This is a genomic window from Nonomuraea sp. NPDC049709 (assembly GCF_040674815.1).
Classification (GTDB): Bacteria; Actinomycetota; Actinomycetes; order Streptosporangiales; family Streptosporangiaceae; genus Nonomuraea.
This window is the reverse complement of sequence record NZ_JBFANM010000027.1, coordinates 75059-96534: the sequence shown is the minus strand read 5'-3', so window position 1 is coordinate 96534 and position 21476 is coordinate 75059. Positions and strand designations below refer to the sequence as shown.

Here is a 21476-nt window from a genome sequence, read left to right as displayed (position 1 = left end):
TCCTCTCCAACCTAGGCGGGGGCCCCCGGACCCCGGGGGGGGGTGGGGCGGGCCGGGGGGGGTGGTGGGGGGGCACCGCCCCGGCCCCCCCCGGGGCTCAGGCGGCCTGGCGGAGCGGGGCCAGGGCGCGGCTCCAGGCGACGACCTCGTCGAGCATGGTCGTGAGGGCCGCCACCTGGTGCTCACCGGCCGCGAGCTTGCTGAAGTCGCGGAAGTCGGTGAACAGCGACAGGGCCACGTTGGTGCGTACGTCGGCGAGCTTGAGCTCGCCGCCGATCAACCGCAGCTGCTCCGCTGCCCGGGCGCCGCCGACGCTCCCGTAGGACACGATGCCGAAGGCCTTGTGGTTCCACTCGGCGAACAGGTAGTCGATGGCGTTCTTCAGCACGCCCGAGGTGGAGTGGTTGTACTCCGGCGTCACCATGACGAAGCCGTCATAGGAGCCGATCTTGGCGGCCCACGCCTTGGTGTGCTCGTTCTGGTACTGGCCGTAGGCCGGCGGCATGGGCTCGTCCAGGTGCGGGAGCGGGTAGTCCAGCAGGTCCACGAGCTCGAAGGCGGCGTCGGTGCGCCGGGAGGCGTGCTCCAGCACCCAGTGCGCCACCTGTTCGCCGTTGCGGCCGGGGCGGGTGCTGCCGAGGATGATGCCGATGCGGGTCATCGCATGGTCCTTTCACCAGGGGTGTGTTGCGGTAGACATGTGGAGATGGCAGGTGACCCGTGATGCGGGGTCGCCAAGGAAGCCCCGGAGCAGGGCTGGAGCGGGAGCATGACGCGGCGGGGTGCGCGCGATCGAAGCGGCGGGTCCGCGGTGAGCGCCGCACAGGGCGGGACCTCGCGGGGCCGGCCGGAACTCTGAATCACCTGCCCGGTCGGCAGGTCATAGCTGAACCGTCGATCGGCTCAGCGGGTGGGCGAAAACATACCGATCATCTCCCGTACGTGCGCCGACGGCTGGAGCAGGCGCTCGCCGCCGGCCTCAGTGACTTCCACGTACTGACTACACGCCGGTGATCGGTAACTTCAACTGCACCGTGGTCACATCGGGTGAACCGGCCAGGGCTCAGTCGAGATCGTCGGTGTCGTGGCCGGCCGCCTTGTCGAAGGCGTGGCGGTTGGCGCGAATCGTGTCCTGGTTGTCGGCCGCCCAGCGGGCGAGCACCAGGACGGGCTCGGACAGGGTGCGCCCGAACGGGGTGACCTCGTATTCGACCCGGGGTGGGATCTCCGGATAGACCACGCGCTTGACGAGCCCGTCACGCTCCAGGCTGCGCAACGTCAGCGACAGCATGCGGCGGGAGATGCCGGGCGCCGTCCGCAGCAGCTCGGTGAAGCGCATCGGCTCCTTCTCGAGCAACCCGATGAGGATCAGGCTCCACTTGTCACCCACTCGGTCCAGCACGGACCGGAGCACATCGGGGTCGTGCTCGAGGCACGTCCTGTCCAACGAACGCAGCACCCTGTCCGCCTCAGCCTGGTGCGACATGGGCTCCCGCCTCCTCCGTCACCTGAAAGTGACCAGGTCACGTTGCTGTTACCGGTTATCGAAGAGTACATCAGTGACCAAAAGTAACTCCCGGAGGAGCCTGCCATGACCGCCCGGGACTGAGCAGCACGGCACGATCAGGAGAGGTGACCTACCATGCAGGATCTTCCTGTGCCGGACCCCGGAGGCCCGGCACACGTCAGCGGCTACCACCTGGTGAGACGGCTGGGCGAAGGCGGCCAGGGCGCGGTCTTCCTCGGCGAGTCGACCGGTGGGCGGCAGGTGGCGATCAAGATGCTGCACTCCTGCTTCGCCGCCGACTCCCACGTCAGGGAACGGTTCCGCCGGGAAGCGGAGATCGCCCAGCGGTTGGCCACCTTCTCCACGGCCCGCGTTCTGGAGACCGGGTTCGCCCAGGAGCGTCCGTACATCATCAGCGAATACGTTCCGGGGCCGTCGCTGGAGACGCTGGTCAAGGAGGGCGGGCCGCGGAGCGGCAGCGGGCTGGAGCGGCTGGCGGTCACCACGCTGACCGCTCTGACCTCGATCCACGCGGCCGGGATCGTGCACCGCGACTTCAAGCCGAGCAACGTGATCATGGGCCCGGAAGGTCCCGTGGTGATCGACTTCGGGATCGCGTTCGCGCTGGACGCCACCACCGGCTCCACCGAGCCGGCGGGCACGCCGGCGTACATGGCGCCGGAGCAGTTGGACGACCAGCCGCTCACTCCCGCCTCCGACATGTTCTCGTGGGCGGGCACGATCGTCTTCGCGGCCACCGGCCGACCGGCCTTCGCCGGCGGTACCGTGCCGGCGACGCTCCACGCCGTCCTGCACGCCGAGCCCGACCTTTCCGGCCTGCCCGACGAGCTGCGCCGGCTGGTGGCGGCGTGCCTGGCCAAGAATCCGGCGGCTCGTCCGGCGGCCGTGGACGTGCTGTGCGATCTCGTCGGCGGGGACCGGGAGCCGGCATCCGCCGTCAGCGGTACCGGTCCCGCGCTCGACGTCCGGCCTGCCAGCCGTCATCGGCACCGTCAGCAGCGTCATCAGCACCGTAATGAGCGCCGTCCTGAGCGCCTTGATGAGCGCCGTCATGAGCATCGCGCCGCCGGCGGTTCTGGGCGGGGCCGGGCGGAGGGCAGGCATGCGGCATCGCCGGCTTCGGCGACGACGGCGCCGACCGCTCCCGCGTCCTCGAGGGCCGATCGCCGGCGTCGCGGCGTCGCGATCGTGGCCGCCGGCGCGGCTGTGGTCGCCACGGCCGGCACGCTGCTGTTCTCATCCGTGTCCGGCAGTCCGGCGGACGCGCAGGATCGCTGGACGCGCGGTTCCGCCACGCCGCCGGCCTGCGTGACCGGCGGCCCTGCCGCTCATCCGCTTCGTCAGATCCCGGCGGCCCCCGACCCTGCCTCGGCCGGCTGTGCCAAGGAGACCGGCGGCCCAGGTGACCCGGTGCCGTGGGCCCCATGAGGCCGTCGCTCGCCGAGCCCGCCGCTTCGGCCGTCCGGAACGGGAGCAGGTGCCCTCACCGGGTGTGTATCGCCGAGGTCAGCCTGGCGACGTGACGGCCGCGGTCAGCTCGGTGACGTCGTCATCGGTCACCTGCAGGCCCGCGGCGGCCACGTTCTGCTCCAGATGATCGACCGACGAGGTGCCGGGAATGGGCAGCATGACCGGTGAGCGGTGGAGCAGCCACGCGAGCGCCAGCTGTGACGGCGTGGCCGACAGCCGGGAGGCGATGGCTTCAAGCGGTCCACCGGACTTCGCCAGGCCGCCGGTGGCCAGCGGAAACCACGGGATGAAGGCGATGTGGTGGCGTTCGCAGTGGTCGAGCACGTTCTCGGCGGTGCGGTTGGCCAGGTTGTACAGGTTCTGCACGGAGGCGATCGGCGCGATGGCGCGGGCCTGTTCGATCTGGTCGACGCTCACCTCCGACAGGCCGATGTGCGCGATCTTCCCTTCGTCCTTCAGCGTCTTCAGCTCGCCGACCTGGTCTTCGAGGGGCACGTCCGGATCGACGCGGTGCAACTGGAACAGCGCGATCCGTTCGACTCCGAGGATGCGCAGGCTCATCTCGCACTGCTGGCGAAGGTAGGCCGGCCTGCCGACGGGTGTCCACGTGTCGGGGCCCTGCCGGGTGAGCCCTGCCTTGGTGGCGATGACGATGTTCTCGTCGTACGGGGCGAGAGCGCGCCGTAGCAGCGGCTCGGCGACCAGCGGGCCGTAGGAGTCGGCGGTGTCGAAGAGCGTCACGCCGAGCTCCGCCGCCCGGCGCAGAACCCGCACGGCCTCGTCCTCATCGGCCGGCGGCCCCCACACGCCGGGGCCGGTCAGCTGCATGGTCCCGTAGCCGAGGCGGTTGACGGGGAGAGCATCGTCGATCATGTATTGGCCGGACGCGTCGGCCCTCACAGAAGTCATCACGGGGTTCCTTTCTCTGCTTGCCCGCCAAGGCTGGGCGTGCCCGGCGATGGAGGACCGGACGCCCACTGGCCGGGCACCCCCTGCCGCATATCCATCCCGTGCCTGCCCGGTGGCCCCGCGCCCTACCTCAACATCCGGCAAAGCCCCGTGGCCCTCGGGCGTTCAGCGACCGGCCGGCAGGCCGAGGTGCTGGCCGGCGGGCAGCGAGACATCCCGCGGCTTCCGCCTTGCTCGCGGGGCACGGCTGCCCGCTGCCTCCGTGGAGAACCTTGCCTTCGGGGGTGTGCAGTTCCGGCTCGCCCATGAGCATGAACGGTCGGGCCAGTCCGCTCTTGGGTATCGGGAGGAAGAACCTGCCGTCCATGTTGATCCCGGCGCGCACGCGGGAGTCTTTCAGCATGGTCTCCGGGGCGGCGGCTCCTCCGAGGGACTGGCCCGCCATCGCGATCCGGGCCGGACTGAGCAGGGCGTTGCCCTTCCACTTGGGGTGTGGACCGGTCAGCTGGTCGAGGAGATGTCGATCGCCCGGCTCCGGATCAGCGTTCGGCCGAAGGCGTCGGTCCGCGTCCGGCTCAGCGCCGTGGGCGGTGGCTTCGCCGGTTCCGCCTTGACCACGCCCTTCAAGAGCAGCTCCGACTCCTTGGGCGTGACCGGCCCCCAAGAAAAGCGTCGGCCGACGGCGTGAACGTCCGGGGCATCGGGCGAGCACATGCCGGGGAAGCCCGTGGAAGGGCCCCGGGGTGCGGGGGGTGATGCCCGAGACGGACACGCTCGGTACGTACATGCCGTTCAGCGCCTCCTCCGGCGGCGGGTGATCAGGGCAACGGCGCCGAGGATGACGAGGCCGGCGATCGAGGCCCATCCGGCGGCGTCACCGGCGGCGACGTACGGAGTCGGTGTGCCCCCAGTGGGAATCGACGCCGTCATCGTCTGGTCGTCGCCTACGAAGTAGTCGGCCATGGCGAGCGTGCGTCCCTGCGGATCGATGGCGATCGAAGTGCCCTTCCTGGTCGGACGCAGGATCGACACACCGTTCTCGATCGCGCGTACGACGGCCATGTCGGCGTGCACGGGACCGACCGGCCCCCAGTCGCTCGACGGCACCAGCAGCACATCGACATCCGCGCGGCCCGCCTGCCGGACGAGCCAGGGGAAGTCCGCGTCAAAGCAGATGACCGTGGACAGGCGGCCGTACGGCGTGTCCACAATCGGTGGGATGCCGGGACCGAGGGCGTTGCCGTCGCCGGGGACCAGGGTCGCCTTGGCATAGTCCCAGCGGACGTGGCCGGACGGGTCGATGAGGATCGACCGATTCTCGTTCGTCGGGTCGCCCGTACCCGGCAGGATGACGATCACGCCGACCGCGAGGTAGATGCCCTCCTCGCGCGCGACCCCCGCGGCGCGTCGCAGGAAGGCGGCCTCCTCTTCCTTGAAGAGGTAGCCCGCGGCCTCGGACCACGCGACCACCTTCGCGCCCGCGCGTGCCGCCTGGCGGGTCCGGGTGAACAGGTCGTCGAGCACCGGCGTCAGGTGCAGGCGGGTGACCCGGTTCCGCTCCGGCTCGGTGCGCGGGCCGGAGCGGACGGCCGCCGCCTCGCGTGCCTCGTCGAGCTCGCGGTCGGGGGCGAGGGCCGCCATCTGCACGGTCGGGGAGGATGCCGGGAACAACGCCAGCCGCGCCCCGCCGTACAACAGAACCGCCAGCAGCACGACGCAGTACGGCAGCACGAGCGGACGGGTGGGGCGCCGCTCCCACAGGTCGTTGACGACCGGCGCGGTCCACAGGATCAGGAAGCTCAGACCCCAGACGCCGGTGATCGAGGCCACCTGGGACAGGGGCAGGTTAGTGACCTGCGTGTAGCCCGGTGTCCCCCAGCTGCCGAACGCGCTGCCCTGATCGAGGCTGAGCAGAAACGCGGTCGCCGTCTCCACCGCCGGGAACACCAGCGAGTGCACGAGACCACGCAGCCGCCGGGCGGCCAGCAGGTCGGCGGCGTAGGGCAGGAAGATCCCCAGGCCGGGAAGCGCCAACAGGTACACCGCGGGCGGTGTCCATAAACCGCGCATCGCGACGAGCGTCGCGCCGTAGCCCACCAGCGCCAGCACCGGCAGCGCGACGAGGGCGCGCTGGGTCCGGGCAAAGCGCAGCAGCAAGATCGGCGCCAGCCACGCGGCGGCCGGGATCACTGCTTGGAAGGTGGTGAAAGGGAGCAGGCCGGCGCCCAGCGCCAGCCACAGCCAGGACGTACGGCCGTGGCGGGCCGAAGGGCAGGAGCCGGCCTGCGGTTGACGGGCGACCTCGGTTGCGGCCATGAATGGTCCTCCTGACGGTTGTGGTTCGGGATCACCCCTGGTCGGCCGACGGCGGATCCTCCTGAACCACGCCGGAGTCGGTGCCGGGATCGGCGGTCGACACGGCGCGCACCCGTACGCCCGCGTCCCACAGCAGATCGAGCAGGGCACGCAGGCCGGCCTGGTCCAAGGTCAGATCGCTGAGCACGGTCCGGCGCCGGTCATGGCGCACCTGGACCGGCCCGAACCGCCGTGACATCTCCTCGCGCAGGCCCGCGGGCAGCGGTCCCTCGACCTCAATGCGGCAGTGGTGATTCATGGCGACAGCATCCGTCGCACCAGTGCGTGCCGTCTCCACCCGCCCCCGGATTCCACCCGGGGTGGGGCTCCACGCCGTCCACCTCGTTCGCGGGCGCGGCGATGGCCGGCGCGTCAGATCAGCCCGAGCTCCCGGCCCCGCCGCACGGCGTCGAGCCGCGACGCCACATCCAGCTTGCGGTACAGGCTCCTGGTGTAGCCCTTGACCGTGTTCAGCGACAGGTACAGTTCCTGTCCGATCTCGCGCTGTGACAGCGGGCCTTGCAGCGCGCGGAGCATCGACAGTTCGCGGTCGGTCAGCTCCTCGAACAGCCGCCCGTCGCCCCGGGCGGCACGCGCCGCGCCGCGGCCCATGCGCTGTTCCGCCGCGGAGATCCGCCGCAGCGTTCCCGGGAAGACGGTGTCGGTGCCGGCGATCTCGGCCGCCTCGGCCAGCACGGCGCGTGCGGCCGCCCGGTCACCGGTCGCCAGCAGCGCGTCGGCCAGGGTGACCAGGACGCGCGCGGTCTGCGAGGGATGCGCCGCCGCCCGTGCCAGCCGCGCCGCCCGCTCCAGCGTCGTACGCGCGAGGTCCGGCCGTCCCGCCTCGTAGGCGAGCCTGCCCTCGGCCGCCCGCAACAGCGCGAGCGCGCCGCCGGCCGCGTCGCTCAGCGCCGCCTCGAGCCCGGCGGCGGCGGGCGCCGACTCGGCGACGACCGACCTGGCGTCATCGACATGGCCCTCGTCGAGCAGGCACATGGCGAGCGCTCCGGCGGCGATCAGCCGGGTGAACACCGGCGCGCCAAGCGCATCCGCGCCCCGCCGAGCCGCGCCGAGCAACGCCAGCGCGTCGGCCTGCCGATCGAGCCCGGCCAGGACGACACCCAGCGTCAGCCTCGAGATCACGTAGCCGTCGCGAGTGGGATCGTGCTCCAACTCGACGGCGCGCCGGGCTTCCTCGACGGCGGCGGCCAGTTTCGCGGCCGGTCCGAACGTCGCCCGCAGCGTGCCAATGGCCGCGCGGGCGCTGGTCCACCCGCGCGGTGGCCGGTCGTCGCCGGTCAGCCCAGCCTCCGCGGCGTCCAGGAGCCGGTCGGCCCGATCCGCTCTGCCGCTGAAGCCGGCTGCGGCGGCCATCGCGATCGCCAGGCACGGATCGGCCCGAACCAGCGCCTCGTCGAGGGCCTCGGCCAGCCGGAGATAGGTCGCGGCGGCGCCCCCGTCGAGGAACTCGTCGTCCGCTGCGATCAGCAGGTCGGCCGCCTCGCGCTGGTCACCGGCGGCGATCAGGTAGCGGACGGCGGTCTCCACATCGCCGTGCGCATGCCACCACGCCGCCGCCCGCCGCAGAATCCCGGGCGTGCCGTCAGGCGCCACGCGGACCAGTTCCTGGCGCAGCGCGGCGCGGAAGAGCCGGTGGTAGCGGTACCACTCCCGCTGCTCGTCGAGCGGCACGACGAACAAGCCGGCCCGCTCCAGCGCGTCCAGTCGCTCTGCCGATCCGTCGCAGTCGAGCGCGGCGTCGCACAGCGGACCGGTCATGCGGTCGAGCACCGAGCTACGGATCAGGAAGTGCCGCTGGTCGGGGGGCAGGCGCGCGAGCACCTCGGCGCCGAGGTAGTCGACGACGTGGCGGTCGTCGCCCCGGATGGCCTCCGCACGGCGTACGGGATCGGCCGCGCCGCGCAGGGCCAGGGCCGCGAGGTGCAACCCGGCGGCCCAGCCCTCGGTACGGTCGACGAGCCCCGCGACCTGGTCGGCGCCGAGCGCGACCCGGCCCACATCGGCCACCAGGCCGATCGCCTCCTCCGGAGCGAACGCGAGATCGGCCGCACGGATCTCGGTGAGCTGTCCACGTGCGCGCAGGCGCGCCAGCGGCAACGGCGGGTCGAAGCGCGCGGCGATCAGGACGCGGATCGCCGCCGACAGGTAGGAGAGCAGGAACTCGGCCGCCTCGTGGATCCTGCGGTCGGTGATCAGGTGGTAGTCGTCGAGCACGAGCACGACTACGCGCTGGGCGTTGTGGGCCGTCAGGTCGTTGATGAGGCTCGGCACCGCGACATCGAGCGGCTCGAGACCGGGGACGCGCAGGGCAGCCATCGCCTCCGCCCCGACGCCCGGGCGGGCACGCTGAAGCGCCGTGATGACGTAGGTCCAGAATCGCACCGGGTCGTTGTCGGTCTCGTCCAGCGTCACCCACGCGACCAGCGGCCGCCCTGCGTCACGGCCGGCCCACTGGGCCAGCAGGGTCGTCTTGCCCCAGCCGGCCGGCCCGATGACCACGGTCACAGGCGTGAGAGCGTCGTCGAGCATGCCCAGCAACCGCCGCCGTGACACCGCTGTGGGACGCGTCCAGGGCGGGTTCAGCTTGCCTGCCAGCACGGGCCGGTCATGCGCTGGATCTGTCACCCTGAGTCAGCCGCCTGTCTCACACAACCGCACCGTACGGCCGTCGCCGATCGCCACCATCGTAGGACGAGCTGTTGGGAACGGTTTATCAGCCGCCAACCGCGATGTCTGAATGCCCCGAGTAACGGCTTGCACCACATTCGCACCGGCATCGGCGCGAGGACCGGCCTCAGGGGCGGACGTCGAGAAGCACGTCCGCGCCGGCCACCTCCTTGCCGGCGGTGTCGACGAACGCGACTCGCACCGGCTCGCCGGTGGAGCGCGCCCTCCGCAAGGCCGAGGGCCCGGCCGATCGGGCGCGGTGGACGTCGCCCCACTGCTGCAAGGCGGCCAGGACCACCTGCAAATCCGCGCCGGCCTCGGTGAGGTGGTAACTCTCCCGTTGCCTGCTGCCCGGCTCCCTGTAGGAGACGGTGCGCAGCACCCCGGCACCGATGAGTGTCTTCAGCCGAGCGCTCAAGAGATTGGGAGCGATGCCCAGGGCGTCCCTGATCTCCGCGAACTTGTGCCTACCCCGGAAGATCTCGCGCAGGATCAGGAACGTCCACCGCTCTCCCAGGATCTGCAGGCTCCGTTCGATCGAGCAGGCCGGCTCGTCCGCCGGGTAAGAGCCCTTCTGATGGGCGGTCACCTTGCCCCCTTCACCAGATGAATATTGTTAATGTACTCAGAGATTCAGCGGAAGCACACGGCCGCCTCCACGACGACGCTGACGACTGCAAGGTCGCGGCGAGCACCACGCCCTGCGCCACCGCCAGCACCCCACCGCGTCGCAGCAAGGGCAGGTGCCGCCGCTCAGCCCGGCGGTCGCCATCCCTGCCGCTCTGCTTCCGCGCGCAGATCGTCCGGCCAGGGGGCGATGAAATCGGCGACCTCTGGATCCCACGGACCGACGTTCTGCACGAACGACACCGCTCGACCAGTTCCTCCTGGTCCTGCCGATGAGCCTGGAGCACGAATCGGGTGAGGTCTCCGAACAGCACGTGCTGCAGCACCTCCCCGTTGGAGTCCGGCTATCCTCCCGCATACTCACGCGAGTTCGAGCGGCCCGCTGATTTCGAGGTTCTCGTCGAGAACGGTGACGAGGCGGGCGGCGGCGCGTGAGGTGGTCTCGGCGGCCCAGTCGTGGACGAGACCGAGGAAGCCTCGCAGCTGCAGATGCACCGTGGCGAGGAGGGCGGGCAGGTCGTCGAGGCGGATCTCCACGAGCACCGGGGACGACGGTCCGTTCTCCTGGCGGAGCCGGACGGCGCCGGCGACGTGCTCGAGGTCGGTGCCGGGAGAGTGCCCGAGCCAGACGTCCTCCTCGCGGAGGACGTTGCGCCACTCCCGCCAGTCTTCCAGGCCGCAACAGCAGCCCGGCTGGATCTCGGCACCGGTGGTCGTGTCCCTGACGCGTAACCCGCCCGGGACGGTCAGGGCTTCGGCCTCGGTCAGGTGCCGGTCCAGCAGGTGGTGCAGATCGGCTACCGGCTCGGTCGGGATGTCGTGGTAGCGGAAGATGACGGCCATCGCGGCGCCGACCTCGGCCGGGGTCATCCGGCCCGAGAGCGTCAGGAAGGCGTCGCCGGGCGGCTCGGTGACCGGCCAGGAGGTGAAGTCCGCCGTTGCGGAGAGCTCCAGGACGGGGTCGATGACGATCACGTCCACGATTATCCCGGCCGCCCGGCGCGGACCGGTGTCCACGCGAGTGGTTCCGAGGCCGGTCACTCGCGTGGACGCCGCATCGGTCCCTCACCCGCCGCCGAGCATCAGCGCGATGATCGCGTCGATGTCGTCGCCTTGCCCGGGATCGTCGGCGACTCGATTGGGCCGGACGAAACCGCACGCCACGCAACGATGAACGATCACCGGCCCCTTGCGGCCACGGTGCTCGATCCGTTGCGGGCGCATCAGCCCGCGGCAGGCCGCCGCGCGATCGCCCGGTTCGAGGTCCACGTGCTTGGACCACAAGCACGTGGGACAGTGATTGCGGTAACTCCCGTTGCTCAACGGCACCACCACGGCGCCGCAGTTGTCACACGTGAAGCCCTGGTTCTGGGCAGCCCTGCCGATGGTCTCCGCCTCCGGATCGAAGAAGTGATCTTCAACCGGAGCGCAGGGTTCCGTTTCGTTCTCTCCGTCTCGGCCGGGACGGGCCCGGCTCGACGGCTCCCAGGCTCGATGCGGGCGAGGGACCGGTTCACCGCCGGTTCCCCCTCGTCAGGGGTCGGCGATTAGTTCCGCCTCCTGCTTCACCGCGGCGTTCTCATCCCACGGATCCGTACCACGACCGGGTTTGCCTGATTGTCCCGGTCAATGTCGGCCGAGCCTCCTCAGCCGCCGGCGGTAGGTGTCGTCCCGACCTCACTGGCGTCGGCGTCGTCCCCTGACCTCAGAGCCCGGCAGGGCCGGCCGCATGTTCTCGGCGCACCACCCCTCCTCATCTCGGACGCGACTAGGCATCGCAGATCACAACATGGCCGGCGGCGGACGGGCAAGCGGCTTTCCGCCGGCCTCGCCCCGGTTCGTCGGGGGGCTGGCCGGGGTGGCAGGCGTGCGATACTTCGTGGATGGCGCGGATCGTCTTCATCGGGGTCGGTGACGTGGAACTGACGCGCCGCGTGGTCTCCGCCCTGATGCTCGCCCCCTCGCTCCACGGCGAGCTGGAGATCGTGCTGCACGACGACGACCCGGGCAGGCTCGCGACGACCGAGACGCTCGTGCGGGCGCTGGACGGCGAGGCGGGCGCGGGCGCGAAGATCCGCAGCGTCTTCGACCGGCGGCGGGCGCTGAAGGGCGCCGACTTCGTGGTCAGCCACCTCGACGTCGGCGGGTTCGAGGCGACGCTGCGCGACTTCGAAATCCCTCATCGGTACGGCCTGCGCCAGACCATCGGCGACACCATCGGCATCGGCGGCGTCTTCCGCGGCCTGCGCACGATCCCGGTGCTGGTCGAGCTGGCCGCCCAGATGGCCGAGGAGTGCCCCGACGCCTGGCTGCTGAGCTGCAGCGATCCGATGGCGATGACCGGGTGGGCGGTCCACGAGGCCACCGGGTTCGAGCGGTTCGCCGGGCTGTGCCACTCGGTGTGCGACACGCACGCGTACCTTGCCGACCTGGTCGGGCGCGACGAGGACGAGGTGAGCTTCCTCAGCGCCGGGCTCAACCACCAGTCGTTCGTGCTGCGCTTCGAGGCCGCAGGCCGGTCGCTCTATCCCGAGCTCGACGCCGTGCTGGAGGCCGACCCGCAGCTCAGGCGGCACGTACGCGCGGAGCTCTACCGCAAGTTCGGCTACTTCCCCACGCAGTCGAGCGAGCACGCGGCCGAATACGTGCCGTGGATCATGCGGCACCCCGAGGAGACGAGCCGGCTCGGCGTGCCGGTCGAGGAATACCTGCGCCGCGTGGGCAAGAGCCTGCACCTCTACGAGGAGACGCGGCGCGCCCTGTCCGCCGGCCACCCGCTGCTCATCCGATGGCAGCACCAGGAGCCGGCCGCCGCGATGATCCTGGCGATGCTGACCGGCGAGGAGAAGGAGATCTACGTCAACTTGGCCAACCGGGGCCTGATCGGCAACCTGCCCGACGGGTGCTGTGTGGAGGTGCCGGCCGCGGTCGGCGCCGCCGGGGTGCGCCCGCGGGCCGTCGGCGACCTGCCCGTCCAGCTCGTCGCGCTCAACCGCACGTTCCTCAACGTGGTCGAGCTGACCGTGCGCGCCGTGCTCGACGGCGACCGTACGCACATCTACCACGCGGCGATGCTCGACCCGAACACGGCGGCCACGCTGCCGCTGCCCGAGATCGAGCGGCTCTGCGACGAGCTGATCGAGGCGCACGGCGACCTGCTGCCGCCGGCGGTCCGTGCATGATGGAGTCGATGCCGACCGAGGTCCGGCGCGAGCGCATGCTGGCCATGCTGACCGAGCAGGAGTTCGTGCGGGTCGCGGAGCTGGCCGAGGCGTTCGGGGTGTCCAGCGTGACCGTCCGCGCGGACCTGGACGCGCTGGAGGAGCAAGGCAAGGTGCGGCGGGTGCGCGGCGGCGCCGTGTCGGCCGGGCCCGCGCCGCACGTCGAGCCGTCGTTCGAGCTGTCGCTGGGCACGGCGGCGGTGGAGAAGTCGCTCATCGCGAAGGTGGCCGCCGGGCTCGTCGGCTCGGGCGAGAGCGTGCTGATGGGGGCGGGGACCACGACCTCCTACGTGGCCAGGGAGCTGGTCGCGCGCTCCGACCTGACCGAGGTGACGGTGTTCACCAACGGGCTGCGCACGGCGCTGGAGCTGGAGCCGGCGCTGCCGAGGATCTCGGTGGTGGTGACCGGCGGCAGCCTGCGGCGCCAGCAGCACTCGCTGGTCGATCCGCTGGGCGGCAAGCTGCTGGAGGGCATCCGCGCCCACACCGTCATCCTGGGCTGCGGCGGGGTGGACGCGGCGGGCGGGGTGACGAACGTGAGCCTGCCGGACGCGGAGATGAAGCAGCGCATGTTGCGCGCCGCGGCCAGGAAGATCCTGGTGGCGGACGCGTCCAAGCTGGGTGTGGTGGAGATGGCGCCGATCTGCGCGATCGGGGAGATCGATCTGCTGATCACGGGCGATTCGGCCGATCCCGAATGTGTCGCGGCGTTGCGGGACAAGGGGCTGGAGGTCGAGATCGCCCGCTGAGCGCGGCGGGCAGGGCGCCGGGATCTCCCGCCGAGCGCTCCGGGGGCGATCCGGTTACGCGCGCAGTGCCTCCGGGAGGAGGTCGCCGTGGGCACGGGTCAGGTCGTCGGCCATCCGCCAGATGTCGTCGAGCGTGAGTGAGGCGGCGGTGTTCGGGTCCGTCATCAGGGCGTGCCTGACATGGCGGGGGTCGCCCTCCAGCGCGGCACGTACAGTGAGCTCATTGACGCTGACATAACTCCTGTTCAGAGCGGCACACTGCGGGGGCAGGGCGCCGATCGCCGTGGGGCGGACCCCCGTGGCGTCCACCGCGCAGGGCACCTCCACCACGCAGCCGTGCGGCAGGTTCGAGATGAGCCCGTCGTTGACCACGTTGCCGTAGACGACGCGGGGCGTGCCGGTGACGATGCTGTGGATGATCTGCGGGGCGTACTCGTCGGTCCCGGCGATGTCGAGCTCGCCGCCGTGCCGTACGAGGTCGCGGGTGCGCTTGTACTCGGCCAGGTTCTCCTCGCTGACCCGCAGGTACTCGCCCACCGGGATGCGCAGCCGGTCGAGCTCGGAGTCGTGGTGCATGAGCCACGGGACGTACTCGGCCGAGTGCTCGCTGGTCTCCGTCGGGTAGTAGCCCAGCCGCCGGTACATGTCCACCCGGACCCGCCGCCGCAGCTCCGGGTCGTCCACGTCGAGGCGCGGGTACAGGTCCTCGCCGTCGCGCTCGAAGCGCAGCACCCACGCCTGGTGGTTGACCCCGGCCGCGACGTACGAGATCTCCTCGTACGGGACCTGCACCAGCTCGGCCAGCCCCCGCATCGTCCAGTAGACCGAGTGGCACAGGCCGACCACGTTCTTGACCTTGCCCGACAGGTACCAGACGTTCATCGCCATCGGGTTGGTGTAGTTGAGCAGGAGCGTGTCGGGGCACACGGCGGCGATGTCCGCGGCCAGCGCGTCGAGCAGCGGGAACGTGCGCAGCGCGCGGAACACGCCGCCGACGCCGATCGTGTCGGCGATGGTCTGCCGCAGACCGTACCTGGCGGGGATCTCGAAGTCGGTGACGGTGGCGTCGTAGCCGCCCACCTGCACCATGTTGATCACGAAGTCGGCGCCTTCGAGCGCCTCGCGGCGGTCGAGGTGGGCGGTGACGGTGGCGGCGCCCTCGGTGATGCGGCGGGACACGGCCTCGGCCACCTGGAGGCGTTCGGGGTCGATGTCGTGCAGCGCGATGCGCATGCCGCGCAGCTCGGGAAACTTGACCAGGTCGGCGAGCAGTCCGTGGGTGAAGACGACGCTCCCCGCCCCGACGAACACGATCTTCTTCATGAGGTTGCTTCCTCCCAGGTGGGCTGCGCCGCGGTGCCCCCGGCGGCGCGGGTGGAAAGGGTGCCGCAGGCCACGGCCACGCCCATGCTCCGGCTCAGCGGCAGTCCGCGCAGGAGCGCGGCGAGCAGGCCGGCGTTGAAGCTGTCTCCGGCGCCGACGGCGTCGACCACGGTCGCGGGCCGCGCGGGCGCCTCGACCAGCGCGCCGTCGGCGAAGGCGAGCGCGCCACGTTCCCCGCGCTTGACGACGGGCAGCGTGCCGCGGGCGGCCAGCTCGCGCACGGCCCGCTCCAGGTCGAGGCGCTCCGTGACGCCCGAGACGGCGGCGGCGATGGCCAGGGCCTCGGACTCGTTGGGGAGCAGGACGTCGGTGAGCGGGAGCACCTCGTCGAGGCCCGCCCAGCGGCCCGCCGGGTCGTCGTTGGTGTCGAGCGAGGTGGACGCGCCCGCGGCCCTGGCCAGGCCGAACAGCCCGGCGAGCCCGGCGGCCAGCAGGGGCTGCAGGAAGTACGACGAGACGTGGACGTGCGCGGCGCGCTCGATCAGCCCGGGCGGCACGTCGGTCGCGGAGAGCCGGTCGAGGCAGCCGGGGGCGGTGAGGATGGCCCGGTCGTCGCCGTCCACCAGCACCACGGTCATCGCGGTGGGCACGGCGGGATCGACGGCGCACGCGGACACGTCCACGCCACCGCCGCGCAGGGCGTCCAGCACGAAGGCCCCCGCGGGGTCGTCCCCCACCCGCCCGACGAACGCGGTGCGCAGGCCGAGGCGGGCGGCGCCGTACGCGGTGATCGCGCCGGAGCCGCCGAGCACCAGGCCGGCGGCGGGGACGAGCTGCTCGCGCTGGCCGAACTCGGGATGGCGAGGCGAACCCGACACGATCACGTCCGGGTTGGCGTCGCCTACGACAAGAAGGTCGAAGGTCGTTCTGGACACCACGGCACAGTCCCAGGAGTTGTGAAAGCTTGTCAACCCTTGCGGATTTTCGAAGGTATTGACAAGACTTCGAAAGTAACCATGATTGGCTCCAACATTCCGGGAGGAGCATCCACAGTGCGAAGAAGAACCGCGGTGGCCCTGGTCGCGGCGATCATCCTGGCGGCCTCAGGCTGCGGGGGGTCGTCCCAGGAAGGCCCCAAGACGGTGGACCCGCAGGCGAAGGTGAAGCTCACCTGGTGGACGGGCCAGACCGCCGACGCCGAGAAGATCCTTGAGGGACTGGCGGCCAAGTTCACCCAGCAGCACCCCAACGTCACCATCGAGGTCTCCTCGGGCGCGTCCACCACCGACGAGTTGCTGCAGAAGCTCTCCGCGGGCTTCGCCAGCGGCGTGTATCCCGATATTTCGTACGCTTTCGGGAGCTGGGCCTCGCAGCTCCAGGAGTCCGGCAAGGCCCTCGACCTCACGGCCAAGGTGAAGGACCCGGCCGTCAAGTGGGAGGAGTTCCCCGAGGCGGCCCGCACCACCGCGACGCCGAACGGCCAGGTCATCGGCTTCCCGGCGATCGTGGACAACCTCGCGCTGCTCTACAACAAGACGGTCTTCGACGCCAAGAAGGTGCCGTACCCGACCGACGACTGGACCTGGGACGACTTCAGGGCGGCGGCGAAGAAGCTGACGGACCCGGCGGCCAAGGTGTACGGGACGGCGTACTCGGTGAGCGCCTCCGAGGACACCACCTGGCACTTCTGGCCGCTGCTCTGGCAGCGCGGCGGCAGCGTCCTGACGCCCGACCAGAAGAAGGCCGCGTTCAACTCCCAGGCCGGCGTGGACGCGCTGGAGTTCCTGCGGGCGATGGCGGTGGACGACAAGAGCGTCTACCTCGACCAGACCGACGAGCGGTACGCGCCGCTGTTCGCGGACGGCCGGATCGGGATGATCATCTCGGGCCCGTGGACGCTGTTCGACCTGAAGGAGAAGAAGACCGACTACGGCGTGGCCCACCTGCCGGGCACGAACGGCGACCACCAGACGGTGTCGGGCCCCGACCTGTGGACGTTGTTCGACAACGGCGACGCCAACCGGGCCTACTGGTCGTACGAGCTGATCAAGTGGCTCACCTCGGCCGAGGGCGACGCCCAGTGGAACCTGGCCCAGGGCAACCTGCCGCTGCGCACCTCCGAGACGTCGATGCCCGAGTACAAGACCTACGTCAAGGAGTTCCCGGGCGTCGAGAAGCTGGTCGACAACCTGGCGAACGCCAAGCAGGCCCGGCCCACGGTCAGCGGATACGTGGAAATGTCCAGATACGTCGGTGAGGCCATCGCCAAGGCGATGCAGGGCGCGGCCACGCCCAAGGCCGCGCTGGACGAGGCGGCGACCAAGTCGGCCCAGGCCCTGGCCGGGGGCTGACGATGTCGCTGCTGTTCGCCGGGCGCCGCCCGGCCGCGCACCGGACGGCAGCCGCTGCGACCAGGGTGCGGTGGCTGAACCGCACCCTGGTCGGGTGGGGGTTCGCGGGCCCCGCCACCGCGATCGTGGTGGGCCTGTCGATCTTCCCGGCGGTGTGGGCGTTCCTCATCTCCCAGCAGAAGTGGAACGGCATCTCCCCGGCCAAGCCGATCGGCTGGCTGAACTACCAGCTCATGGCCCAGGACCCCGACCTGCTGTCGGCGGTCCAGCACACGGTGGTGTTCACGCTGCTGTTCGTGCCGTCGTCGATCTTCCTCGGGATGCTCATCGCCGTCGCGCTGAACCGGCCGATCAAGCTGGTCGGCTTCTACCGTACGTGCATCTTCGTCCCGTTCGTGGCGTCGGCGGCGGCCACCGGCATCCTGGCCAACTTCGTCTTCAACCCCCAGTACGGCGCCGCCAACAGCGTGCTGCGCACCCTGGGCCTGCCGCAGCAGCAGTTCCTGGAGAGCCAGTCGCAGGCGCTCGCGGTGATCTGCCTGATCGCGCTGTGGGGGCAGGTCGGGTTCACCGTGGTCGTCTACCTCGCCGCGCTGCAGGACATCCCCAAGGACGTCGTCGAGGCGGCCAGGATGGACGGCGCCAACCGCTGGCAGGTGTTCAGGAACGTCACGCTGCCCGCGCTGGGCCCGGTGACGGTCTTCACCTCCATCTGGCAGACGATCACCGCGCTGCAGTTGTTCGACCTGGTCTTCACCACGACCAGGGGCGGCCCGCTCGGCGCGACCCAGACGATCGTCTACTACGTCTACACCCAGGCGTTCAAGCTCACCAAGTTCGGCTACGGCTCGGCCGTGGCCTACGGGCTGTTCGCCGTGACCATTCTCATCACCGTCGGGATGATCCTCTACTCCCGGCGCAGCAAGATCGAGGCCTTCTGATGAGACGCCTGCCGTTCAGCCCCTGGCACCTGCTGCTGATGCCGGCGGCGCTGCTGTTCGCCCTGCCGCTGGTGCAGATGGTGCTGACCGCGTTCATGCCGGACAGCGACATCAACCGCTTCCCGCCCCGGTTCATCCCGAGCCGGTTGCAGCTCGACGGCTTCATCGGCCTGTTCACCGAGTCCTCGGCCCTGCACTGGCTGCTGAACACGATCATCGTGGCCGCGGTCGCGGTGGTCTCGCACCTGATCCTGTGCTCGATGGCCGGGTACGGCTTCGCGCGGCTGAAGTTCTTCGGCAAGGGTGCCGGGTTCCTGGTGATCCTGGCGACCATCATGATCCCGACCCAGCTGCTGATGATCCCGACGTACGTCATGTTCAGCCGGCTCGGCCTGGTCGACACGCTGGCCGCGGCGTTCGTGCCGTGGCTGGCGTCGGCGTTCGGCATCTTCCTGATGCGGCAGTTCTTCCTGTCGCTGCCCGCCGAGCTGGAGGACGCGGCCCGCATCGACGGGTGCTCGACGTTCGGGGTGTTCTGGCGGGTGGTGCTGCCGCTGGCCAGGCCGGCCCTGGCGACGCTCACCGTGTTCACCCTGCTGGGCTCGTGGAACGACCTGATCTGGCCGCTGATCGCGATCAGCGACGAGAGTCTCTACACGATCCAGCTCGGCCTGGCCAACTTCCAGGGCACCCGGCACACGCAGTGGTCGCTGCTCATGGCCGGCAACGTCGTAGCCACGATGCCGCTCATCATCGCGTTCGTGGTGGCTCAGCGGCAGTTCGTGGCGACCATGACGTTCAGCGGGCTCAAGGGCTGAGGCCGCGGCTACCAGGCCACCTGGAGGGAGGTGAGCCCGTACACGACGTTGAAGGCGCGGAACTCGGCGGGCGGCCCGGCCTCGCGCAGGCCGGGGAAGCGCTCGAAGAGCGCCGGGAAGGCGAGGTGCATCTCCATCCTGGCCAGCGGCGCCCCCAGGCAGTGGTGCACGCCGTGGCCGAAGGCCACGTGGCCGAGGTCGCCGCGGGCGACGTCGAGCCGGTCGGGGTCGGGAACGAGCGCCGGGTCGCGGTTGGCGGCGGGCAGCGCGCACACCACCAGCTCGCCCTCGGGGATGCGCACGCCTGACAGCTCGACCTCGGTGGTGGTGAACTTGAACGTGCCCGAGTGCACGATGCTGAGCCAGCGCAGCAGCTCCTCCACCGCCGCGTTGATCCGCGCGGGCTCGTTCCTGAGCAGGTCGAGCTGGTCGGGGTGGCGCAGCAGGGCCAGGGTGCCGAGGCCGAGCATGTTGGAGGTGGTCTCGTGGCCGGCCAGGAGCAGCAGGCCGCCGATGCCGATCAGCTCGTCGGTGGTCAGGTCGTCGCCGTGCTCGCGTACGAGCATGCCGAGCAGGTCGTCGCCCGGGTCCTTCTGGGCGCGGGCGACCAGCTCGGTCATGTAGGCGCGCGACTCCAGCTGGACCGCGACGCGCTCCTCGACGGGCTGCGACAGGTCGAGCGCCTTCGCCGTACGCCGCTGGAAGTCGCCGCGGTCGGCGTACGGCACCCCGAGCAGCTCGCAGATCACCAGGGACGGGATCGGCAGCGCGAACGCGCTGACCAGGTCCACCGGCGGGCCCGCGGCCTCCATCGCGTCGAGGTGCTCGGTGACGATGTCCTTGACGCGCGGCTCCAGGCGGCGCATCCGGCGCATCGTGAACTCCGGCGTCAGCATCCGGCGCAGCCGGGTGTGCTCGGGCGGGTCGAAGGCCAGCAGGTTGCCCGCCCGCATCCGGGTGATCTGCTCGTCGGTCAGCTCCACGCCCGGGAGCCGTGGGGCGGTCCGCTGCGCGTTGCTGAACCGGGCCGGGTCGCCGAGCACCTCCCTGACGTCGGCGAACCGGGTGACCATCCAGGCATCCTGCCCGAACATGGTGCTCACCCGCCGCACCCCCTCTGCCTCCCGCACGGTCGCCAGCTCGGGGTCCGGGTCGAACACCGAGCGGCTCATGAACAGGGGTAGTGCCGCGGAATCGCTCATGTCGTCTCCTCCTAGAACGCTCCTGGAACCCCATTATTCGTCCGCGATCGCCCGTCCGCGGCGCACGGTCGGGGCGGGGAGGTCACCAGCCGGTGATGTCCGCCAGCTCCAGGCCGCGGTGGCGGGCGATCCGGGTGGCCTCCTCCTCGATCGGGCCGCGGTGCGCGCGAGCGATCTTGCCCAGCGGCTCGACGGTGATGGCCAGCCGGCGCGATCTGGTCAGCGGCCGCCACCCGGCCCGGATCTCGCCGTCCACCAGGATCACCCCCGGATTGCCCGAGGTACGCCAGACGCGCCGGTGCGACGTCCGGTCCGGCAGCAGCCGTTCCCGGTCCCTGGCCTGCAGGTACGGGTCGTGCGGCGGCAACATCCGCACCCTGCCCACCTCGGAGCCCGCCTGGGGCGGCGACTCCAGCCGCGCCAGCTCCCCCGCCGCCACCCACGCCACGCCGCAGCCGAGGTCCACCTCGACCAGCTCGTCCCGCACGGCCTCCCACGCCGCCTCCGCCTGCCCGGTCCCGATCCCGCCCCATTCGGCGTAGTGCCGCGCGGTGGAGGGGCCGTGGCAACGCAGGTAGCGCCGGACGAGCTCGGCGGACGCGTCCCGGTCACCGCCGGGGACCCGCCCCACCCACTGGTCGGTACGCCGCAGCAGCGGCGAGCGCCCTTCCCTGCCCCCATGGCAGAGGATGCCGCGCAGGGACACCACGGGCAGGGCGAAGCGGACGAGCGACTCCCCCATGAACTGCTTCGGGGAGTAGGGCGAGTGCCCGTTCCAGCCGTCCCGCAGCCCGGCGGGCAGCCGCCCGATGATCCACTCCCCTGCCGCTCTCCCCAGGTCGTCCTTGATCAGAGCGGTCCCGTCGAGCACGTCGGCGACCGCCTCGCAGGTGTACCGGACGAGGTCGGCCGCGGTCATGCCGAGCTCGTCCAGCGACGGCACCGCGCCCCCGAGGAACTCCCGCAGCGCCTCCTCGTCCCCGGGCAGCAGGCCGCGCGTGAAGACGGCCGCGTCCCGTACGGGGAAGACGTGCGGCGCCCCGCGCGCCCCGAACGCCTGCAGCAGCGCCTTCTCCCCCTCGAGCTGCCCGGCGAGCGTCTCCTCCGTCACGTCCCGCACCCGCGCCGACAGCGCGAGCCCGGCCGATCCCGGTGGGGTGTTCTGGGGGTAGCACCGCCCGGCAACCTCGGCCAGGCCGGTGGCCGGGGCCGGCTCGGCCAGCTGATGACCGTGCAGCCGGTAGGCCAGAATCTGCTCCCGTTCGACCTTCGCCATGGCTCCCCCCTACCCCGC

At 71.1% G+C, this 21476-nt stretch carries 20 protein-coding genes; 7 read left to right on the top strand and 13 right to left on the bottom strand.

Annotated features, from left to right (window positions below; translation table 11 throughout):
• Window positions 1-97: 97 nt before the first annotated feature.
• On the bottom strand, window positions 98-661 hold the full coding sequence (locus AB0J69_RS26940; RefSeq protein ID WP_364122549.1) for an NAD(P)H-dependent oxidoreductase: 564 nt from the start codon (window positions 659-661) through the stop codon (window positions 98-100).
• 402 nt (window positions 662-1063) lie between these two features.
• Window positions 1064-1486, bottom strand: coding sequence for a helix-turn-helix domain-containing protein (locus AB0J69_RS26935; protein ID WP_364122547.1), 423 nt, complete (start codon window positions 1484-1486; stop codon window positions 1064-1066).
• A 156-nt stretch (window positions 1487-1642) separates the two neighbouring features.
• Between AB0J69_RS26935 and AB0J69_RS26930 the strand changes: the two genes are divergently transcribed.
• Entirely contained in the window at window positions 1643-2956 is a 1314-nt protein-coding gene (locus AB0J69_RS26930; protein WP_364122545.1) for a serine/threonine-protein kinase, read from the top strand.
• A gap of 78 nt (window positions 2957-3034) precedes the next feature.
• Here AB0J69_RS26930 and AB0J69_RS26925 read toward each other — a convergent pair whose 3' ends face one another.
• Complete coding sequence (locus tag AB0J69_RS26925) at window positions 3035-3907, bottom strand: aldo/keto reductase (protein ID WP_364122544.1); 873 nt, start codon at window positions 3905-3907, stop codon at window positions 3035-3037.
• A 262-nt stretch (window positions 3908-4169) separates the two neighbouring features.
• Here AB0J69_RS26925 and AB0J69_RS26920 point away from each other — a divergent pair, with 262 nt between their 5' ends.
• Entirely contained in the window at window positions 4170-4595 is a 426-nt protein-coding gene (locus AB0J69_RS26920; RefSeq protein ID WP_364122542.1) for a hypothetical protein, read from the top strand.
• A 104-nt stretch (window positions 4596-4699) separates the two neighbouring features.
• On the opposite strand, the gene AB0J69_RS26915 is transcribed toward AB0J69_RS26920, so the two are convergent.
• From AB0J69_RS26915 to AB0J69_RS26890, 6 genes are all read right to left on the bottom strand, one after another.
• Complete coding sequence (locus AB0J69_RS26915) at window positions 4700-6223, bottom strand: nitrilase-related carbon-nitrogen hydrolase (protein WP_364122540.1); 1524 nt, start codon at window positions 6221-6223, stop codon at window positions 4700-4702.
• Window positions 6224-6254: 31 nt separating this feature from the next.
• Window positions 6255-6521 carry a hypothetical protein gene (locus AB0J69_RS26910; protein ID WP_364122538.1) on the bottom strand — a complete coding sequence of 89 codons (267 nt, stop codon included), beginning with the start codon at window positions 6519-6521 and terminating at the stop codon, window positions 6255-6257.
• A 113-nt stretch (window positions 6522-6634) separates the two neighbouring features.
• Window positions 6635-8881 carry a LuxR C-terminal-related transcriptional regulator gene (locus AB0J69_RS26905; protein WP_364122536.1) on the bottom strand — a complete coding sequence of 749 codons (2247 nt, stop codon included), beginning with the start codon at window positions 8879-8881 and terminating at the stop codon, window positions 6635-6637.
• 196 nt (window positions 8882-9077) lie between these two features.
• Entirely contained in the window at window positions 9078-9539 is a 462-nt protein-coding gene (locus tag AB0J69_RS26900; RefSeq protein WP_364122534.1) for a helix-turn-helix domain-containing protein, read from the bottom strand.
• 398 nt (window positions 9540-9937) lie between these two features.
• Window positions 9938-10552, bottom strand: a complete 615-nt coding sequence (locus AB0J69_RS26895; protein ID WP_364122532.1) for a hypothetical protein — start codon at window positions 10550-10552, stop codon at window positions 9938-9940.
• A gap of 90 nt (window positions 10553-10642) precedes the next feature.
• On the bottom strand, window positions 10643-10963 hold the full coding sequence (locus tag AB0J69_RS26890) for an RNHCP domain-containing protein (RefSeq protein ID WP_364122636.1): 321 nt from the start codon (window positions 10961-10963) through the stop codon (window positions 10643-10645).
• 497 nt (window positions 10964-11460) lie between these two features.
• Here AB0J69_RS26890 and AB0J69_RS26885 point away from each other — a divergent pair, with 497 nt between their 5' ends.
• Entirely contained in the window at window positions 11461-12759 is a 1299-nt protein-coding gene (locus AB0J69_RS26885; protein WP_364122530.1) for an alpha-glucosidase/alpha-galactosidase, read from the top strand.
• An 8-nt stretch (window positions 12760-12767) separates the two neighbouring features.
• Complete coding sequence (locus tag AB0J69_RS26880; protein ID WP_364122528.1) at window positions 12768-13547, top strand: DeoR/GlpR family DNA-binding transcription regulator; 780 nt, start codon at window positions 12768-12770, stop codon at window positions 13545-13547.
• Between the two features lie 54 nt (window positions 13548-13601).
• Here the strand turns inward: AB0J69_RS26880 and AB0J69_RS26875 are convergent, their stop codons facing one another.
• Entirely contained in the window at window positions 13602-14870 is a 1269-nt protein-coding gene (locus AB0J69_RS26875) for an alpha-glucosidase/alpha-galactosidase (protein WP_364122526.1), read from the bottom strand.
• Window positions 14867-15805, bottom strand: coding sequence for a carbohydrate kinase family protein (locus AB0J69_RS26870; protein ID WP_364122524.1), 939 nt, complete (start codon window positions 15803-15805; stop codon window positions 14867-14869). The genes AB0J69_RS26875 and AB0J69_RS26870 overlap by 4 nt, the downstream gene beginning before the upstream one ends.
• Window positions 15806-15922: 117 nt before the next feature.
• Between AB0J69_RS26870 and AB0J69_RS26865 the strand changes: the two genes are divergently transcribed.
• Genes AB0J69_RS26865 through AB0J69_RS26855 form a run of 3 tightly spaced genes read left to right on the top strand, consistent with a single transcriptional unit; the run spans window position 15923 to window position 18980 of the window.
• Window positions 15923-17221 (top strand): ABC transporter substrate-binding protein, encoded by a 1299-nt coding sequence (locus tag AB0J69_RS26865; protein WP_364122522.1) that lies wholly within the window; start codon window positions 15923-15925, stop codon window positions 17219-17221.
• Window positions 17222-17223: 2 nt separating this feature from the next.
• On the top strand, window positions 17224-18162 hold the full coding sequence (locus tag AB0J69_RS26860) for a sugar ABC transporter permease (RefSeq protein WP_364122520.1): 939 nt from the start codon (window positions 17224-17226) through the stop codon (window positions 18160-18162).
• On the top strand, window positions 18162-18980 hold the full coding sequence (locus AB0J69_RS26855; RefSeq protein ID WP_364122518.1) for a carbohydrate ABC transporter permease: 819 nt from the start codon (window positions 18162-18164) through the stop codon (window positions 18978-18980). The genes AB0J69_RS26860 and AB0J69_RS26855 overlap by 1 nt, the downstream gene beginning before the upstream one ends.
• An 8-nt stretch (window positions 18981-18988) precedes the next feature.
• On the opposite strand, the gene AB0J69_RS26850 is transcribed toward AB0J69_RS26855, so the two are convergent.
• Both AB0J69_RS26850 and AB0J69_RS26845 read right to left on the bottom strand, forming a co-directional pair.
• The gene (locus AB0J69_RS26850) at window positions 18989-20182 is read right to left on the bottom strand and encodes a cytochrome P450 (RefSeq protein WP_364122516.1); all 1194 of its coding nucleotides are present in this window, start codon (window positions 20180-20182) and stop codon (window positions 18989-18991) included.
• A gap of 82 nt (window positions 20183-20264) precedes the next feature.
• Window positions 20265-21458, bottom strand: coding sequence for a winged helix DNA-binding domain-containing protein (locus AB0J69_RS26845; RefSeq protein ID WP_364122514.1), 1194 nt, complete (start codon window positions 21456-21458; stop codon window positions 20265-20267).
• Window positions 21459-21476: the final 18 nt, after the last annotated feature.

What these genes read in the sequence shown, in the direction of transcription:
- AB0J69_RS26885 (WP_364122530.1), top strand. Translation starts at nt 11,461, where the DNA reads ATGGCGCGGATCGTCTTCATCGGGGTCGGTGACGTGGAACTGACGCGC.
- AB0J69_RS26860 (WP_364122520.1), top strand. Translation starts at nt 17,224, where the DNA reads ATGTCGCTGCTGTTCGCCGGGCGCCGCCCGGCCGCGCACCGGACGGCA.
- AB0J69_RS26850 (WP_364122516.1), bottom strand. Translation starts at nt 20,182, where the DNA reads ATGAGCGATTCCGCGGCACTACCCCTGTTCATGAGCCGCTCGGTGTTC.
- AB0J69_RS26880 (WP_364122528.1), top strand. Translation starts at nt 12,768, where the DNA reads ATGCCGACCGAGGTCCGGCGCGAGCGCATGCTGGCCATGCTGACCGAG.
- AB0J69_RS26930 (WP_364122545.1), top strand. Translation starts at nt 1,643, where the DNA reads ATGCAGGATCTTCCTGTGCCGGACCCCGGAGGCCCGGCACACGTCAGC.
- AB0J69_RS26925 (WP_364122544.1), bottom strand. Translation starts at nt 3,907, where the DNA reads ATGACTTCTGTGAGGGCCGACGCGTCCGGCCAATACATGATCGACGAT.
- AB0J69_RS26910 (WP_364122538.1), bottom strand. Translation starts at nt 6,521, where the DNA reads ATGAATCACCACTGCCGCATTGAGGTCGAGGGACCGCTGCCCGCGGGC.
- AB0J69_RS26875 (WP_364122526.1), bottom strand. Translation starts at nt 14,870, where the DNA reads ATGAAGAAGATCGTGTTCGTCGGGGCGGGGAGCGTCGTCTTCACCCAC.
- AB0J69_RS26915 (WP_364122540.1), bottom strand. Translation starts at nt 6,223, where the DNA reads ATGGCCGCAACCGAGGTCGCCCGTCAACCGCAGGCCGGCTCCTGCCCT.
- AB0J69_RS26940 (WP_364122549.1), bottom strand. Translation starts at nt 661, where the DNA reads ATGACCCGCATCGGCATCATCCTCGGCAGCACCCGCCCCGGCCGCAAC.
- AB0J69_RS26935 (WP_364122547.1), bottom strand. Translation starts at nt 1,486, where the DNA reads ATGTCGCACCAGGCTGAGGCGGACAGGGTGCTGCGTTCGTTGGACAGG.
- AB0J69_RS26855 (WP_364122518.1), top strand. Translation starts at nt 18,162, where the DNA reads ATGAGACGCCTGCCGTTCAGCCCCTGGCACCTGCTGCTGATGCCGGCG.
- AB0J69_RS26845 (WP_364122514.1), bottom strand. Translation starts at nt 21,458, where the DNA reads ATGGCGAAGGTCGAACGGGAGCAGATTCTGGCCTACCGGCTGCACGGT.